Raw genomic sequence first — 15,539 nt, forward strand, 5'->3', positions numbered from 1 at the left:
ATGCTGTTCGGTCTTCCCCTGTTAAGCTTGATCATTTGGCTGCCTATTTTTGCCGGCGTTGGTGTGCTCGCCACCGGCGGCGACCGTAATGCCCAACTGGCAAGATGGATTGCTCTCATCGGATCAATCGCGGGCCTGCTGGTTGCGATACCGCTTTATACGCAGTTTGATTCGCTGTCGAACGGCATGCAGTTCGTCGAATATAGCCTCTGGATCGAGCGCTTCAATATTCATTATCATCTCGGTGTGGATGGCATCGCCATGCCGTTGATCCTGCTCAACTGCTTTACGACTCCACTGGTAGTAATGGCTGGTTGGCAAGTGATAAGTAAACGCGTGTCTCAATATATGGCCGCGTTTCTTATCATGTCAGGCATCGTCAACGGCGTGTTCTCGTCGCTTGATGCGATCCTGTTCTATGTCTTCTGGGAAGCGTCGCTGATCCCCATGTTTCTGATCATCGGCGTCTGGGGCGGACCCAACCGCGTCTATGCATCCATCAAGTTTTTTCTTTATACGCTTCTGGGTTCGCTGTTGATGCTGGTGGCATTCATTTACCTCTACCAGATTTCCGGAGGCAGCTTTTCAATACTTGATTATCACAGGCTGCCATTGTCGCTTACGCCGCAAATCCTGATATTTATCGCTTTCACGCTGGCGTTTGCGGTAAAGGTGCCGATGTGGCCGGTTCACACTTGGCTACCAGATGCCCACGTGGAGGCGCCCACAGGGGGGTCGGTTGTACTGGCGGCAATACTGCTGAAAATGGGCGGATATGGTTTCCTGCGTTTTTCGCTGCCGATCGTGCCGGACGCAAGCCAATATCTCGCCGGCATGATGATCACATTATCGCTGATTGCAATCGTCTATATCGGCCTCGTCGCACTGATACAGGCGGACATGAAAAAGCTCATCGCTTATTCATCTGTCGCGCATATGGGATTTGTCACGCTGGGCTTTTTCCTATTCAACGCTTATGGATTGGAAGGCGCGATGGTGCAGATGATTTCGCACGGTTTTATTTCCGCCGCGATGTTTTTATGCATAGGTGTTATGTACGATCGGCTGCATTCGCGCCAGATAGCCGACTACGGCGGGTTGGCCAAGAGGATGCCCGTATTCGCCGCATTTTTCATGCTCTTTGCGATGGCTAATACGGGATTGCCCGGCACCAGCGGTTTCGTAGGGGAATTTATAGTCATCATGGCCGCCATGAAGGTGAACTTCTGGTATGCATTTTTCGCGGCCACCACACTGATCACCGGTGCGGCTTATACGCTCTGGATGTACAAGCGCGTCATATTCGGCGCAGTCATACATCCCGCTGTTGAAGAGATGAAGGATATTGGTGGCCGGGAGATTCTGATACTGGCAATTCTAGCTGTTGCGGTACTGGGAATGGGTCTCTATCCATTGCCATTGATGGAAGTGATGCATACCACGGTCGATGATTTGCTTGTGCATGTCGGACGCAGCAAATTGTAGTGTAAATAAAGTGGCCTGCTTGTTTGAGGATGATAATGAATTTTACGCAGCCTGATTTCGCGCCCGCCTATCCAGAGATTTTTCTGTTGGGTATGGTATGCGTGGTGCTACTGGCCGATCTTGCGTGGGGCGAAAAAAAACCCTATATCGCATACTTGCTTGCGCAGGTTGCGTTGCTTGGTTGCGTGCTTATCTCGTTCGTTACTTCCGCTCCCGGCGTCGTGTATACCTTCTCTGGTATGTTTGTCGACGATCCGATGGCGGATATTCTGAAGATACTGGTGTATATCACCGTATCCGCTGTGCTGGTATATTCGAGAAGTTATATTTTCGTACGCGGCATGCTCAGCGGGGAATTTTTCAGTCTGGCGCTATTTGCAACGCTGGGCATGATGGTCATGATTTCCGCCAGTCATTTCCTGACCCTTTATCTGGGGTTGGAGCTCCAGTCATTATCGCTTTATGCCATGGTGGCGTTGAGACGTAATTCGCCAGGATCTACCGAGGCGGCAATCAAATTTTTCGTCCTGGGAGCGCTGGCTTCGGGTTTTCTGCTGTATGGCATGTCCATGATATATGGCTCGACCGGCTCCCTGGATATTATCCGCGTAACTGAAGTAATACAGTCAGGCGTAACCAATCATGCGGTCCTGGTGGTGGGGCTTGTATTCATCGTTGCCGGCATCAGTTTCAAGCTGAGCGCGGTGCCGTTTCATATGTGGGTTCCGGATGTCTACGAGGGCGCACCAACGGCCGTGGTGCTGTTTATCGGTTCGGCGCCCAAATTGGCCGGGTTTGGCTTCGTCATGCGTCTGCTGGCGGACGGAATGGGGGGAATGTCAGCGGATTGGCAGGGAATGCTCATTATTCTCGCCGTTATGTCCATGGTTGTCGGAAATTTTGCCGCCATTGCCCAGACCAACATCAAACGTATGCTGGCATATTCAACCATTTCGCATATGGGGTTCGTGCTGCTTGGCATCCTCGCTGCAGACGAGAACGGTTACAGTGCGGCGATGTTCTATGTCGTGGTGTATGTGCTGATGACGTTGGGTACATTTGGTATCATCATGCTTCTGTCACGCGAAGGATTCGAAGCTGAAAAGCTCGATGATTTCAAGGGACTCAACCGGCGCAATCCATGGTATGCGTTTATGATGCTGCTGTTGATGTTCTCGATGGCCGGCATTCCCCCGACCGTGGGCATTTATGCCAAGCTGTCGGTTTTGCAGGCGGTATTAAGCGCCGGTTATATTTGGCTGGCGGTAGTGGCAGTACTTCTTTCGCTAGTCGGGGTGTTTTATTATTTGCGCATCGTCAAACTGATGTACTTTGATGAACCAGAAACCGATGCCCTCATTGTGCCGCAAAACGATGTCAAGGTGCTGATAAGCGCGAATGGACTGGCAATGCTCGGGTTTGGGCTCTTCCCCCAAGTGCTGATCGCATTGTGTGCTTACGCCATTCAACAATCAATGTAGTGCGCCAAAGGTTGGGTCCACGCAGTTCGTTTTTCGATGTGTCAGGTAATGGCACGGGGGCCAACCGGGCGCCATTACCTGAAGTGTTGGATCTCCCAGGCTGAGCTGACGCGTACCTGAAAGAATCGGCATGTGTGTCAGGAAGAGGCCCTATCAGCTGAAGGCAAAGTCGCAAGAGCATCCGGGCAGGGGCAACCCAGTTCGCTTTCCCTCTACCAGATCCCCAGATTCGACTTGACAATATCTCGGCAGCAGATATATATGGATTGTATTGCGAATGTTTGATTTTTCCAGAATGGTGAGACTCATCCAGAATGCCCATATTGGCAAAACCCTGGTACAGAGGAGCTTTCAAATGAAAATGAAGTGGATCTTGGGATTCGTAACAGCAGCTATTTTTAGTTTGGGGCTGACCGGGGCCCAGGCCGAGGAGGGATACCCTGACGCAACCATAAAACTACGTGCAAATTCATTCGCACTCGGTTTTGGTTTCAGTTGGGGCAACGGTACGCTAACCTATAAGGGGAAGGACTACCCGGTCGAAATACAGGGGTTTTCGCTTATTGACATTGGCGCTTCCAGGATCGACGCGGTAGGCAGGGTATATAACCTGAACAACCTTGACGACTTTAACGGTAATTATGCAGGTGTTGACGGCGGATTGACGATAGCGGGCGGCGCGAACGCCGCCGCATTGAGAAATCAGAACGGTGTAAATGTTGTGTTTGTTTCTACATCAAGGGGCTTGGAGTTCGCCTTTGGTTTCAGCAGCGTGATCATGAAGGTGAACGCGCCTGAAATAGTCGCAGCGGCCCCACCACCTGCTCCTGCCCCCGCCCCAGTCCCCGCTCCAGCAGAAATGCCAGCCAAGGTGCGCTTTGCCACGGATGAGTTGTTCGATTTCGATAAAGCCGTCCTGAAACCTGGCTCATCGCGCTACCAACTGGATGAATTTGCGGCCAAGCTAAGAACGCTTCATTATGATTCGATCAAAATTGTCGGTTATACCGACCGCATCGGTTCTGAAGTATATAACAATCACCTTTCCCGGATTCGCGCCGAAGTGGTCAAGAACTATCTGGTAACGAAAGGAGTGGTTTCTGAAAAAATCCGGGCGGAAGGCAGGGGCGAAGCCGATCCAATAACCGGCAACAAGTGTAAGGGCAGCGAGAGAACCCCGGCGTTGATCGAATGCCTGCAGCCCGATCGCCGCGTCGAAGTCCAGGTGAGCGGCATACGGCAAGTCAAATAGATCCGAGCTGGGCAGAATGAAGCGCTCCGCTGCCTGCAGTCGACTTCTTGCGTTCCACCCTTAGTCCGTCGGCGCGAGTGTTACGTCGGGCGCGGAGCCAATCAGTCAATCGTCCAAACTCAAATGTACCGGTCTCATGAAGTCCGATGATAAAAGCATAGGTCGCGTCGGCTTTCGCCGTGATGCGCGTACCGCCGATGGCGAGAAAGGTATAAGTGACGGCAAAAGCTGTGCGCTTATTCCGTCGATGAAAGGATGGTTCTGCGCGAGGCTTTCCCACAACGCGGCAGCCTCCTCGATCAGGTCGCGATATCCGGTCTGGGGACGATACAGAGCCGCTTCGAGCAGGCCGCGTTCGCGCACGCCTGCAAAGCCACCGTAGCGGTCAATCTGCGTTCTGGCACTTTCCGGTAAACAAGCCGCGGCTACTCATCTCGGAGCGCCTCCAATGTACGGCAAATCGCTTGGCGCAATTTGCTCTTTGCCCTTACGGTTTCTTATAACTGATGCGATAAATTACGCCGGCAAAATCATCTGAAACCAGTAGTGCTCCGTCTGGCATAACCAGTACATCCACCGGTCTTCCCCAGGCATTTTCCTTTTCCAGCCAACCCTCGGCAAACACTTCCTGTTTCACTACCTTATTGTTCTTCAGTTTCACTAATCTGAGGCGGTAGCCAATTTTGTTGCGGCGATTCCAGGAGCCGTGTTCCGCAACAAAAATATTATTCCTGTATTCCGACGGAAACATTTTGCCGGTATAAAAACGCATGCCTAGCGCCGCGACATGCGGTTCGAAGTTGGCTGCAGGCGGAGTAACCTTGCTACAATCGCGCTTTGCACCGTATTTTGGATCTGGAATATCGCTTCCATAACAGTATGGGTAACCAAAATGCATGCCTTTCGCGGGCGCGCGGTTGAGTTCGTCGGGCGGCAGATTGTCGCCCAACCAGTCGCGACCGTTATCCGTGAACCATAAGTCCTTTGTTTCGGGATGCCAGTCGAAACCCACTGTATTCCTCACGCCGCTGGCGAAGACCTCATAGCCTGAGCCGTCGGGCCTGATGCGCGAGATCAACGCGAAGCGTTCCGGATCGGGTTCGCACGCATTGCACGGTGCGCCGACTGCGACATAAAGCAGGTTATCGGGACCGAAAGCGATGAATTTGCCTCCATGGTGCTTCTCATTCGGAAAGCTGTCTGTTATCACCGTCGGCTTCCCCGGTTTATCCAGGTTTTCCTCGATGTCATCGAACCGTAAAATCCGGTCGATGGCGGAGGCATATAGGGCGCCATCCCGAAACGCAACCCCTAAGGGAAGGTCAAGCCCGCTGGCGAGGGTTGTCACCTTGCGTTTACCGTCTGCTTCCCTGATGGCATAGACCTTGCCCTCCGATGTGGAGCCGGCGAATACGGTGCCCTTTTTCCCCAGTGTCAACCCTCGCGCATTGGGTACCTCTGCCCATAGCTCGATTGAAAAGCCGGCCGGTAGTTTAACTTTATCCAGCGGAAGCGGGCGAGCCTGATCTTGCGCGGCGGCAGGTAAACTGCAACAGAACAGGCAAAGGGCAATACGACGAACGAAAGCTTTTATGATGCACATGGCTGGACCCCGGACTATATGGAATGTCGGTAAATCAAAATTGATTAATGGATTAACAGGAAGCAAATCATGCATTGAAGTAAGATTTGGCGGTTTATTAGCGCTGGGCGGCTTGAAAACTTCCAATGCGCCCTAATTATCCTATTGCGTTATTTCAGGAGATAAAACCATGCAAGACACAGCTACAAAAGAACATCTAAGTTTCCAGACTGAAGTCAAACAGTTACTCAAGCTGATGATTCATTCCTTATATAGTAACAAGGAAATTTTTTTGCGCGAACTGATTTCCAACGCATCGGATGCCGCCGATAAGCTACGCTTCGAGGGCCTCTCCGATGGAGCGCTGTATGAGTCCGACTCAGACCTGAAGATCCGTGTCGGCTATGATGCCGCGGCTCGCACTCTTACGATTTCCGATAACGGTATCGGCATGTCGCGGCAGGAGGTCATTGACCATATAGGCACAATCGCGAAGTCCGGTACTCGTGAATTCTTCAGTTCGCTAACTGGCGATCAGGCCAAGGATGCGCACTTGATTGGCCAGTTTGGCGTCGGTTTTTATTCGGCCTTCATTGTTGCGGACAAGGTGGCGCTCGTTACGCGTCGTGCCGGCATGACGCCTGAGCATGGGATCCGCTGGGAATCCGGTGGTGAAGGAGATTATACGCTGGAGACAGTGGAGAAGACAGATCGCGGCACCGAGATCACGCTGCATTTGCGCGAAGGCGAGGATGACTTGCTCAATGGCTGGCGGCTCCGCTCTATTATACGAAAGTATTCAGACCATATTACTCTTCCCATCGTGATGAAAAAAGAGGAGTGGTCTCAGGAAAAAAACGAAAACGCGATTACTGATGAAGACGAGACGGTTAACCAGGCAAGTGCGCTTTGGGCGCGAGCCAAGAGCGAAATAACAACTGAGCAATATGACGAATTCTACAAGCACGTGGCGCATGATTTCGAGCCGCCGCTGGCCTATCTTCACGCAAGGGTAGAGGGTAAGCAGGAATATACGCAGCTGCTTTATATTCCATCGCGCGCGCCCTTCGACCTGTTCGATCGTGAATCCCGTCACGGCATCAAGCTTTATGTCCGGCGGGTCTTTATCATGGATGACGCCAAGCAGCTGCTACCGAACTATTTGCGTTTTGTGCGTGGTGTAATCGACTCGAACGACCTACCCCTAAACGTTTCGCGCGAGATATTACAGGAATCGAAAGATATAGAAGCCATACGTGCTGGCGCCGCAAAAAAAGTATTGGGCCTGCTCGAAGACCTGGCTCAAAGCGATCAGGAAAATGACAAAGCCAAATTCAGAACCTTCTGGAAGGAATTTGGGCAGGTAATCAAAGAGGGAGTGGCAGAAGATTTCACTAATCGTGAACGTATCGCCAAGCTATTACGTTTCGTTTCAACCCATGCCGATTCCGACGAGCAAACTGTGTCGTTCAGCGATTACATCGCGCGCATGAAGGAAGGCCAGGAGAAAATTTATTATGTTACCGCCGATAGCCTCAGGGCGGCCCGAAGCAGTCCCCACCTGGAGGTCTTCCTCAAGAAAGGGATCGAAGTATTATTACTGTCGGATCGCGTGGATGAATGGCTGGTTGCAAATCTGACAGAGTTTGAGGGTAAACACCTGCAGTCTGTGGCTAAAGGTAGCCTTGATCTGGGAAAACTGGAGGACGAGGCGGAGAAAAAGGAGCAAGAGAAAGAAGCAGACGAATACAAGGAGCTTACCGAAAAAATAAAGAGCGTTCTCGGCGAGCAGGTGAAGGATGTACGCGTGACGTTACGCCTTACGGCATCTCCCGCCTGCCTGGTTGCCGATAGCCACGACATGAGCGGGAATCTGGAGCGTCTGCTTAAGTCAGCGGGGCAGAAAGTGGAACATGCCAAGCCCATCCTGGAGATCAATCCTCACCATCCCATGATTCAACGCCTGAAATCGGACGAGGCTCATTTCGATGACTGGAGCCACATCCTGTTCGACCAGGCATTGTTGGCTGAAGGCGGTCAGCTTGAAGATCCTGCCAGCTTCGTGAAAAGAATCAATGAGCTATTTTTGGCGACCGAAAGTGAGAAATAGTGCAGTCGAGGCACAGGCAGCAATTTTTCCAACGAAGTCAATTTTGCCTGCCGGCTTTATGAGCGCTACCGGGATACAGATTTGCGAATAGTTTCCGGTGCGCAGTATCATTGATAGCAACGACGGCGGGATGAGTCAGGCGGCGTTCCATGGAGATGGCGTAAAACTGCTCGGTGACGTCGTCGGTCTGACCTATAATTGTAACGCCGTGCTCGCGCTGCACTTCGTCGGCTATCACCGACGGCGCGATGAAAATACCGATGCCGGCCTGGCCGAAGGCCTGCATCAGCGCACTGTCGTCAAATTCTCCCATAATACGCGGGCGAACCTGTTGCGCATCGAACCATCGCATTAACGGTATTCGCACAGCGGCTTCCTTTCCCGGAATGAGCATGGGAGCCGAATCAAGAATACGGGGCCAGGCTTGCTTGAACTGTGCGGCAAGCTGTGGCTCGGCAAAGAAGGTGATGCCGCAGTCACCGAGTTTATGGCTATAGCCTTTTACATTGGTCTCGGCTGGCATGGGCCGGTCCGCGAGTACCAGATCCAGGCGCTGGATCGCCAGCTCCACCAGCAAGCGGACAAGCTTGTCTTCACGGCAGACGATGCGCACCGGCTCGGCGAGCGCCATCGCCGGGGTAAGCAATCTGTAGGCGATGGACTTCGGGACAGCATCATCAACGCCCACTCGAAATGAAATGAAATGGCTTTCCGGGTGGCTGCGCAGCGCCTCTTCCAGCTCGTTCCCGACCTGAAAGATTTCATCGGCATAGGAAAGCGTGAGGCGGCCTGTCTCCGTCAATTCCAGGCGTCGTCCAACGCGCAGAAAGAGCGCTACGCCAAGCGACTCCTCCAATAATCCGATCTGGCCGCTCAGGGTTTGTGGCGTGAGATTCAGGCGTTCGCTCGCCCGGACAATGCTGCCGGCCTTTGCGACTGCCCAAAAATGATGTAACTGCTTATAGTTGAGCATCGAGATGCGTCTTGCCGTAGCCTGAGAAGACGGAAATTCGTAAAAACCGATTATATCATCAGTAAGATACTACTTTTCTTGATGCAAATTCTCAATTAGACTGATTTTCTATCTCTCCACCAGCATTTTTATCTTTCTACCAGCAGAGGACGAATTACGTTTCTTTTTTAGCAATTGAATTTTATGGTTATGCCAAAATACTTCCGGCCGACCCCGGCCATCATGCCTGGAATTCAGCTTACCCACTTTCGTTGGAGCCGGGCATTGCTTTAGAAAAACTCAAGGTAGTACATGCATATCTCACTCCTTTATCGTATATTGCCCAGCCTGATCCTTGTAGTTTCGCCGCTTACGCCCGCCTCAGCGCAAGGGTCGGCAACCATGCCTGAGCTCACTGCACCTGCTTTTGCCCCTGCACCTACGACTGCACCTACGACTGCACCTACTACTGCTCCCCCCATATCCGGCGCAGTACCGCCTGTTAACGTGCCTTCTACGATACCTTCTACTTCAGTACCGCCGACCGTGCCGTCTGGGGGATCACCTTCCGCCATACCGTCTGTCACCCTGCCTTCCGCTGCCGCATCTCCACCCGTGCGTGCCGGGGCACTCTCCATCGAAGCCTTGCAAAGGCTGGGGCTGGAAGCCAACGGACTGGTGCGTGCGGCTGGATCGCAAGTGGAGGTAGCGCAAGCAGGTGTGGTGCGAGCGACAGCCTATCCTAATCCGACAGTGAGCGTCATAGGCGGACCTCAACATCCCCGAATCCCGGCCGCAAATCCAGCAACGAACACGCGTCAGGTAACTGTCAGTCAAACTATTGAGAATCCATTCGTACGGAGCGCCCGCATCGGTTCAGCCGAGGCTGGCGTAGAGGCTAGCCGCGCCAGTTTCCATCAGGTTCGCGCGGATCTGGCGGCGCAGTTGCGGGTACGCGCATATGAACTGCTGTTGCGTCAGGAAATAGCGCGTATGGAGGCCGGCGTTTTCAACCTCATGGAAGAGGTGCGGCGGCGCATTCAAGTGGGAGTAGGCGTGGGCGAAACAGCGCGTTTCGAGTTGATCAGAGCTGACGCCGAGGTGCTGAATGCCGCGAGCCGCAAAGAAGCAGCGCTATTGAATGCGCAGCGGGCGCGGGTCGCCCTGATGCAATTTACAGCGGGTGCCTTGAAACCTGATTTCGCAATAAATGCGTCCCTCTTCGATCCGGTCAACCTGCCTCCACTGGAGCAACTGCGCCTGGAAGTGCCCGCTGTCAACCCCGACGTGTTGCGCCTGGAGGCCGAATCGGAACAGGCACGTCTGCGAATCGATCAGGAGCGCGCTTCGGTACTGCCCTCGGTGGACGTCGTGTACAGTAATTATCAGGATGCTCAGTACACCGACAACAGGGGCGGTCTGAAAGTGACTATCCCCCTGTTGTACCAGCGGCGTGGGGAAATCAACGCCGCTGTCGCCGATTCCGCACGCGTGCGGGAAACGCTGGATTACCGCCGCTTCGAGATCGGCCAGTTGCTCGAATCTGCATGGCAAGGCCTGCAGATTGCGCAGCGCAGGGTGGAGATGTTCGAGGGCGGAATTATCAAGGAGGCCGAGAATGCATTGCAGATTGCCCAGGCAGCTTACCGCTTTGGCGAGCGTCCGCTGATTGAAGTGCTCGACACCCAGCGTGTACTTCGGGGGATATTAGCGGAGTCATTGCAGGCGCGCTTTGATTTACAGGCTGCTGCTGCCGAAATCGATCGGCTGCGGGCTTATTATCCAAGGGAGCAAGCCCAAGAATGAAAATTACATTGCCGATAACGGGCGCCATTGTATTTACCGTTCTGCTCGCTGCGGGTTGTGGTGGCAGCGAGGAGGCTGCACCTCCCAGCAAAGAAGCCGTGCTGCAAGAGCCGGAGGATGTGAACAGCATCACGATTCGCCCGGAATTGGCGCAACGCATCACCATCGGCCATCCCATGATGGTCGATCTTGCCGATAAGTTGCAGGTGCCAAGCCAGGTCGAGGTGGATGAGGAAAGGCTTGTCAGTATCGGGTCCTACGTGACAGGGCGCATCATCGATTTATACGTGACGCTGGGTGAAAGCGTTGATGCCGGAGCGCCGTTGGCGCGTATTTCCAGCCCCGAACTGACTCAGGCACAACTGGCCTATTTACGGGCGTCTTCGCGGACTGTACTGGCCCAGAAAGCGGCCGAGCGTGCTCACCATTTACTTTCCGCCGACGTGATCGCTATTGCGGAGGTGGAGCGGCGTGAGTCGGAGTTGGAGGTTTCACGTGCCGAGCTGGAGGCGGCGAAGGATCAATTGAGGCTGCTGGGCGTGGACAACGGTGCGCTGAAAGACTTGGTAGATAAGGGCCATATCCTGCCTTCCGTTGCCATCAAAGCGTCGAAAAACGGCATCGTTATCGGTCGGCATGTCATCATTGGGCAAGTGGTGCAGCCAGCCGATCAGCTATTTCAGGTAGCCGATCTGTCCGCTGTCTGGGTGGTGGGTGATGTGCCGGAGCAGATAGCGCGTAATGTGCGGGTCGGTCAGCACGTGGAGATCCACGTACCAGCACTTGGCGATGTAAACTTCGACGGGCTCATCATCTTTGTTGCCGATACCGTAAATCCTTTGACCCGCACCGTCATGGTGCGGACGATGGTAGAGAATCCCAAGCGCAAGCTCAAGCCCGACATGCTTGCTACCATGCATATCACGGATAATCCGCATAAAAGCATGGTGGTGCCGGAAACCGCAGTGGTGCGGGAAGCCAATCGCGACTACGTTTTCCTGTCTCAAGGCAATAATCGGTTTTTGCGTGTTCCCGTCGAGCTGGGCCCTGAAGTGGCCGATATGCGTCCCGTGCTGAAGGGGCTCACGGCCGAGCAGCCTATCGTGGTGGATGGCGCCTTTCATTTGGATAACGAGCGCAAGCTCGCTGAATTGGAATAAACCCATGCTTGCCTCGATTGTGCGCGCCATGCTCAAGCAACGCCTGATTGTAGTGGTGATCGCGCTGGCCCTGGTCGGCGTCGGACTGCGCGCATCGACGAAATTGTCGGTCGATGCGTTTCCGGACGTAACCAACATACAGGTACAGGTCGCCACTGAGGCAGTTGGTCGCAGCCCGGAGGAGATCGAACGATTGGTGACGGTACCGGTGGAAATCGCGATGACCGGTCTGCCCGGCTTGGTAGAGATGCGTTCCTTGAACAAAAGCGGGCTTTCTCTTATCACTCTTGTATTTACCGACCAGACCGACGTTTACTTCGCGCGTCAGCTGGTAATGGAAAGGCTGATTGAAGTATCCAACAGGATGCCAAAGGGCATCACACCTGTACTCGGCCCCGTATCGACGGGTCTGGGCGAGGTATATCAATACACCATCGAACATCCCGACGATGGGGAACGTGCTCTCACGACGCAGGAGTTGACTGAACGGCGCACCATACAGGACTGGGTGGTGCGTCCATTACTGCGCTCTGTTCCCGGCGTGGCTGAGATCAATTCCATGGGAGGATTTGTCAAGCAATATCATGTGTTGGTCAACCCCGACCGATTACGCCATTATGACTTGACATTGGCGCAGGTTGACAGGGCCATCGCCAGTAATAATGCCAACGCCAGCGGCAATATACTTCCACTGCATGCCGAACAGTACCTGATCCGTGGCGTTGGCCTGATCCAGACGCTGGATGACATCCGAAATATCGTTCTTAAAGAGCTGGACGGTATACCAATATTTGTTCGTGACGTGGCGCGGGTGGAGTTTGGCACCGAGGTGCGCCAGGGCGCCAGCATCAAGAACGGCTACACCGAGTCTGTCGCGGGCATAGTAATGATGTTGCGCGGCGGGAACGCCAAGGAAATCGTTGGGCGGGTGAAGGAGAAGGTGGCCGAAATCAATGAGCGTGCGCTGCTGCCGGGTGGACTACAGATCGTACCTTTTTACGACCGAACCGATCTCGTGGATTCCGCGCTGTGGACGGTGAGCAAAGTGCTGATCGAAGGCATACTGCTCGTGGTAGTGATATTGTTCATCTTCCTCGGGGATGTACGCTCCAGCCTGATCGTCGTGGCGACACTCATTATTACGCCGCTGATCACCTTCATGGTGATGAACCAGCAGGAGATCTCCGCGAACCTGATGTCACTAGGGGGATTGGCTATAGCAATCGGACTGATGGTCGATTCCACGGTGGTTGTGGTGGAAAATGTCTATCATCGCCTGGGTCATGCTACCAGCGGCGAATCCAGGCTGCAAATTATCGTAGAAGCGGTGGTCGAGGTGGGAACGCCGGTAATTTTTGGCATTTCGATCATTATTCTGGTGTTTCTGCCGCTGATGGCGCTGCAAGGCATGGAAGGCAAGACGTTCAGTCCGCTTGCATTCACTATCGCCATTGCACTGGCGGTATCGCTTATTGTTTCCCTGACACTTTCGCCAGTACTCTGCGCGTACATGCTCAAGGGGGGCGCTGACCATGACACCAGAATTATCGCTTTGCTCAAATCGGGCTACCGTCGCCTTCTCAATTCGGCGCTAGCCAGGGAGAAAGTTACTATCATCATATCCCTGGGCCTGCTCGTGCTGTCTTTTTCCCTGTTCCCGTTGCTGGGTAAATCCTTCATCCCGACAATGCAGGAGGGCTCGATAACGCCGGTTATCATCCGTGTACCCTCAATTTCTCTAGATGAAGCCATCAAGATGGAATCAGAGGCAATGAGACTGATTGCCGCAGTGCCTGGGGTCAAGAGCGTAGTATCCAAGCTCGGTCGTGGCGATTCCCCTGCGGACCCGGCATCGCAGAACGAATCGGACCCCATTGCCGCGCTGGATCCGGATTCCGGTCGCACCCAGAAAGAAGTGGAAGAGGATATCCGCAAGGTATTGGCGGTGCTACCCGGCGTATCCATCGTCTTGTCGCAACCGATCGAACAACGGGTGGACGAGATGGTCACCGGCGTGCGCTCGCAGGTCGCGATCAAGATCTTTGGCGACAATCTGGAAGAGTTGCGCAAGTTGTCGGAGCAGGTGGCGCGCATCCTCAAGTCCGTGCGCGGCGCCAGAGATATTCGTATCGAACGTTTGTCCGGCCAGCAATCTCTGACCATCGACATCAATCGCCGCGCTATTGCGCGTCACGGTCTCAACGTCGCCGACGTGAACGAGCTTATCGAAACCGCTGTCGGCGGAAAGGCGGTTACTACCGTGTTTGAGGGCGAGCGCCGCATTGTCCTCCTTCTGCGCTTTCCCGAACGGTTTCGCAACGATGTCGAGGCGATCCGCGATCTCGTGTTGCGAGTGCCTGGAAAAACCGGGCCGGACGGCGCCTCGGCGCAAGGCGGCGTTTTAGTACCGCTGCGCGCGGTGGCGGACATCCAGGTCGTCGATGGACCGGCACTGGTGTCCCGCGAATACGCGAAACGCCGCGTGGTGATCGGCGCCAATGTACATGAACGCGATCTCGGCGGTTTCGTTGCAGAAGTACAGGAGCGTGTCGCCAAGGAAATCAAACTGCCAACCGGCTATTATTTTGTCTGGGGCGGCCAGTTCGAGAATATGGAACGTGCCATGGCGACACTTTCGCTGATAGTTCCGCTTACTATTGTAGCGATCTTCTTCCTGCTCTTCGTATTGTTCAACTCGATCAAGCTTGCGGGACTCATCATTCTGGTACTGCCGTTTGCTTCCATCGGGGGCGTTATCGGGCTTTTCGTCACCGGCGAATATCTTTCGGTTCCGGCCTCAGTGGGTTTTATCGCCTTATGGGGCATTGCGGTACTGAACGGGGTAGTGCTGATTTCCTATATACGGAAGTTGCGTGATGAAGGGGCCAGCGTCGCCGACGCGGTCATCAAGGGCTGCGAGCAGCGCTTTCGTCCCGTGCTGATGACGGCCACCGTTGCCATGTTGGGTCTGGTACCGTTTCTTTTTGCTACCGGCCCCGGTTCCGAAGTGCAACGTCCGCTGGCCGTCGTGGTGATCGGCGGACTGATCACCTCGACTTTGCTGACACTCGTTGTATTGCCCACGTTGTACCGCTGGTTCGACGAGAAGCCCGTACACGCCAGATACATGCCTGAGTGAGACAATAGCGAAGATCAAAACGATATCTGTACTATTCCTATAGGCACTATGCGAGGCATAACGTCAAATTCCTGACCCCCCGAAGATGGCTGTGCTGGAGGCAGTTCTCTCGCCACTCCTCATTAATAACCCAAACCGAAGGAAGAGCGCACTGCTTTCGCTGAGAAGATCACAATTTGTGCCGTTGTTACGAATTATCCTGAGTCCGGCTGCTGGACAGGGTGGAGTGAACTCACCAAAAAGGTGAATCTCAAGGGATGCAAAAAATCTTTTTTGGCTATAGCGCTTAGTTGACAGATGAGCTAAAAATCGAGCGCTCAACTGTCGGATTCAGGATAATTGCTTCATCTGATCGTTCTCGCGGTTGTGCATGATTGTGAGACCGGCAATATAGGAAGGGGCGGTCTGGTTACCACCTAATGGATCAGCTCGGCATATCCAGGGAGGCAGCCTGCTATAACCAACGCTTCCATAAGGTTGGGCTGTGATCGGACAGCGAGGATGAATTTCCTTCTTTTCTCAAAGCGCTGATACTAACCCGGATGTTTCATAAATTGACGCGCGCCCTCGCT

At 53.8% G+C, this 15,539-nt stretch carries 11 protein-coding genes; 7 read left to right on the forward strand and 4 right to left on the reverse strand.

Annotated elements, in window-relative coordinates; genetic code table 11:
* The 3 genes from BUA28_RS03155 (at nt 1) to BUA28_RS03165 (ending at nt 4,218) form a co-directional block, all read left to right on the forward strand.
* Nucleotides 1-1,485 carry an NADH-quinone oxidoreductase subunit M gene (locus BUA28_RS03155; protein WP_072766703.1) on the forward strand — a complete coding sequence of 495 codons (1,485 nt, stop codon included), beginning with the start codon at nt 1-3 and terminating at the stop codon, nt 1,483-1,485.
* 35 nt (nt 1,486-1,520) lie between these two features.
* A complete protein-coding gene (nuoN, locus tag BUA28_RS03160; RefSeq protein ID WP_072766704.1) occupies nt 1,521-2,966 on the forward strand; it encodes an NADH-quinone oxidoreductase subunit NuoN in 1,446 nt (481 codons plus the stop codon).
* A 355-nt stretch (nt 2,967-3,321) separates the two neighbouring features.
* The gene (locus BUA28_RS03165; RefSeq protein ID WP_178297872.1) at nt 3,322-4,218 is read left to right on the forward strand and encodes an EipA family protein; all 897 of its coding nucleotides are present in this window, start codon (nt 3,322-3,324) and stop codon (nt 4,216-4,218) included.
* Here BUA28_RS03165 and BUA28_RS16040 read toward each other — a convergent pair.
* A complete protein-coding gene (locus BUA28_RS16040; RefSeq protein ID WP_218587217.1) occupies nt 4,211-4,498 on the reverse strand; it encodes a hypothetical protein in 288 nt (95 codons plus the stop codon). The two genes, BUA28_RS03165 and BUA28_RS16040, sit on opposite strands and share 8 nt — an antisense overlap.
* A 207-nt stretch (nt 4,499-4,705) precedes the next feature.
* Entirely contained in the window at nt 4,706-5,821 is a 1,116-nt protein-coding gene (locus BUA28_RS03175) for a PQQ-dependent sugar dehydrogenase (RefSeq protein WP_072767048.1), read from the reverse strand.
* Between the two features lie 169 nt (nt 5,822-5,990).
* Here BUA28_RS03175 and htpG point away from each other — a divergent pair, with 169 nt between their 5' ends.
* Nucleotides 5,991-7,910, forward strand: a complete 1,920-nt coding sequence (gene htpG / locus BUA28_RS03180) for a molecular chaperone HtpG (RefSeq protein ID WP_072766706.1) — start codon at nt 5,991-5,993, stop codon at nt 7,908-7,910.
* 37 nt (nt 7,911-7,947) lie between these two features.
* Here the strand turns inward: htpG and nhaR are convergent, their stop codons facing one another.
* Nucleotides 7,948-8,883, reverse strand: coding sequence for a transcriptional activator NhaR (gene nhaR, locus BUA28_RS03185; protein ID WP_072766707.1), 936 nt, complete (start codon nt 8,881-8,883; stop codon nt 7,948-7,950).
* Between the two features lie 308 nt (nt 8,884-9,191).
* Nucleotides 9,192-9,500, reverse strand: coding sequence for a hypothetical protein (locus tag BUA28_RS16180; RefSeq protein WP_256598219.1), 309 nt, complete (start codon nt 9,498-9,500; stop codon nt 9,192-9,194).
* Here BUA28_RS16180 and BUA28_RS03190 point away from each other — a divergent pair.
* From BUA28_RS03190 to BUA28_RS03200, 3 genes are read left to right on the forward strand one after another with little or no spacing between them, the layout of a single operon-like run.
* Nucleotides 9,478-10,668, forward strand: coding sequence for a TolC family protein (locus BUA28_RS03190; protein WP_256598220.1), 1,191 nt, complete (start codon nt 9,478-9,480; stop codon nt 10,666-10,668). The two genes, BUA28_RS16180 and BUA28_RS03190, sit on opposite strands and share 23 nt — an antisense overlap.
* On the forward strand, nt 10,665-11,828 hold the full coding sequence (locus tag BUA28_RS03195; protein ID WP_072766709.1) for an efflux RND transporter periplasmic adaptor subunit: 1,164 nt from the start codon (nt 10,665-10,667) through the stop codon (nt 11,826-11,828). The genes BUA28_RS03190 and BUA28_RS03195 overlap by 4 nt, the downstream gene beginning before the upstream one ends.
* 4 nt (nt 11,829-11,832) lie before the next feature.
* Nucleotides 11,833-14,967 carry an efflux RND transporter permease subunit gene (locus BUA28_RS03200; protein WP_072766710.1) on the forward strand — a complete coding sequence of 1,045 codons (3,135 nt, stop codon included), beginning with the start codon at nt 11,833-11,835 and terminating at the stop codon, nt 14,965-14,967.
* The last annotated feature ends 572 nt before the right edge of the window (nt 14,968-15,539 follow it).

Source organism: Nitrosospira sp. Nsp11, from assembly GCF_900142705.1.
In the GTDB taxonomy this organism is placed as follows: Bacteria; Pseudomonadota; Gammaproteobacteria; order Burkholderiales; family Nitrosomonadaceae; genus Nitrosospira.

Bases quoted from the DNA above. Each gene is read 5' to 3' on its own strand.
- nuoN (WP_072766704.1), top strand. From the start codon at position 1,521: ATGAATTTTACGCAGCCTGATTTCGCGCCCGCCTATCCAGAGATTTTT.
- BUA28_RS03155 (WP_072766703.1), top strand. From the start codon at position 1: ATGCTGTTCGGTCTTCCCCTGTTAAGCTTGATCATTTGGCTGCCTATT.
- nhaR (WP_072766707.1), bottom strand. From the start codon at position 8,883: ATGCTCAACTATAAGCAGTTACATCATTTTTGGGCAGTCGCAAAGGCC.
- BUA28_RS16180 (WP_256598219.1), bottom strand. From the start codon at position 9,500: ATGGAGAGTGCCCCGGCACGCACGGGTGGAGATGCGGCAGCGGAAGGC.
- htpG (WP_072766706.1), top strand. From the start codon at position 5,991: ATGCAAGACACAGCTACAAAAGAACATCTAAGTTTCCAGACTGAAGTC.
- BUA28_RS03195 (WP_072766709.1), top strand. From the start codon at position 10,665: ATGAAAATTACATTGCCGATAACGGGCGCCATTGTATTTACCGTTCTG.
- BUA28_RS03200 (WP_072766710.1), top strand. From the start codon at position 11,833: ATGCTTGCCTCGATTGTGCGCGCCATGCTCAAGCAACGCCTGATTGTA.
- BUA28_RS03175 (WP_072767048.1), bottom strand. From the start codon at position 5,821: ATGTGCATCATAAAAGCTTTCGTTCGTCGTATTGCCCTTTGCCTGTTC.
- BUA28_RS03165 (WP_178297872.1), top strand. From the start codon at position 3,322: ATGAAAATGAAGTGGATCTTGGGATTCGTAACAGCAGCTATTTTTAGT.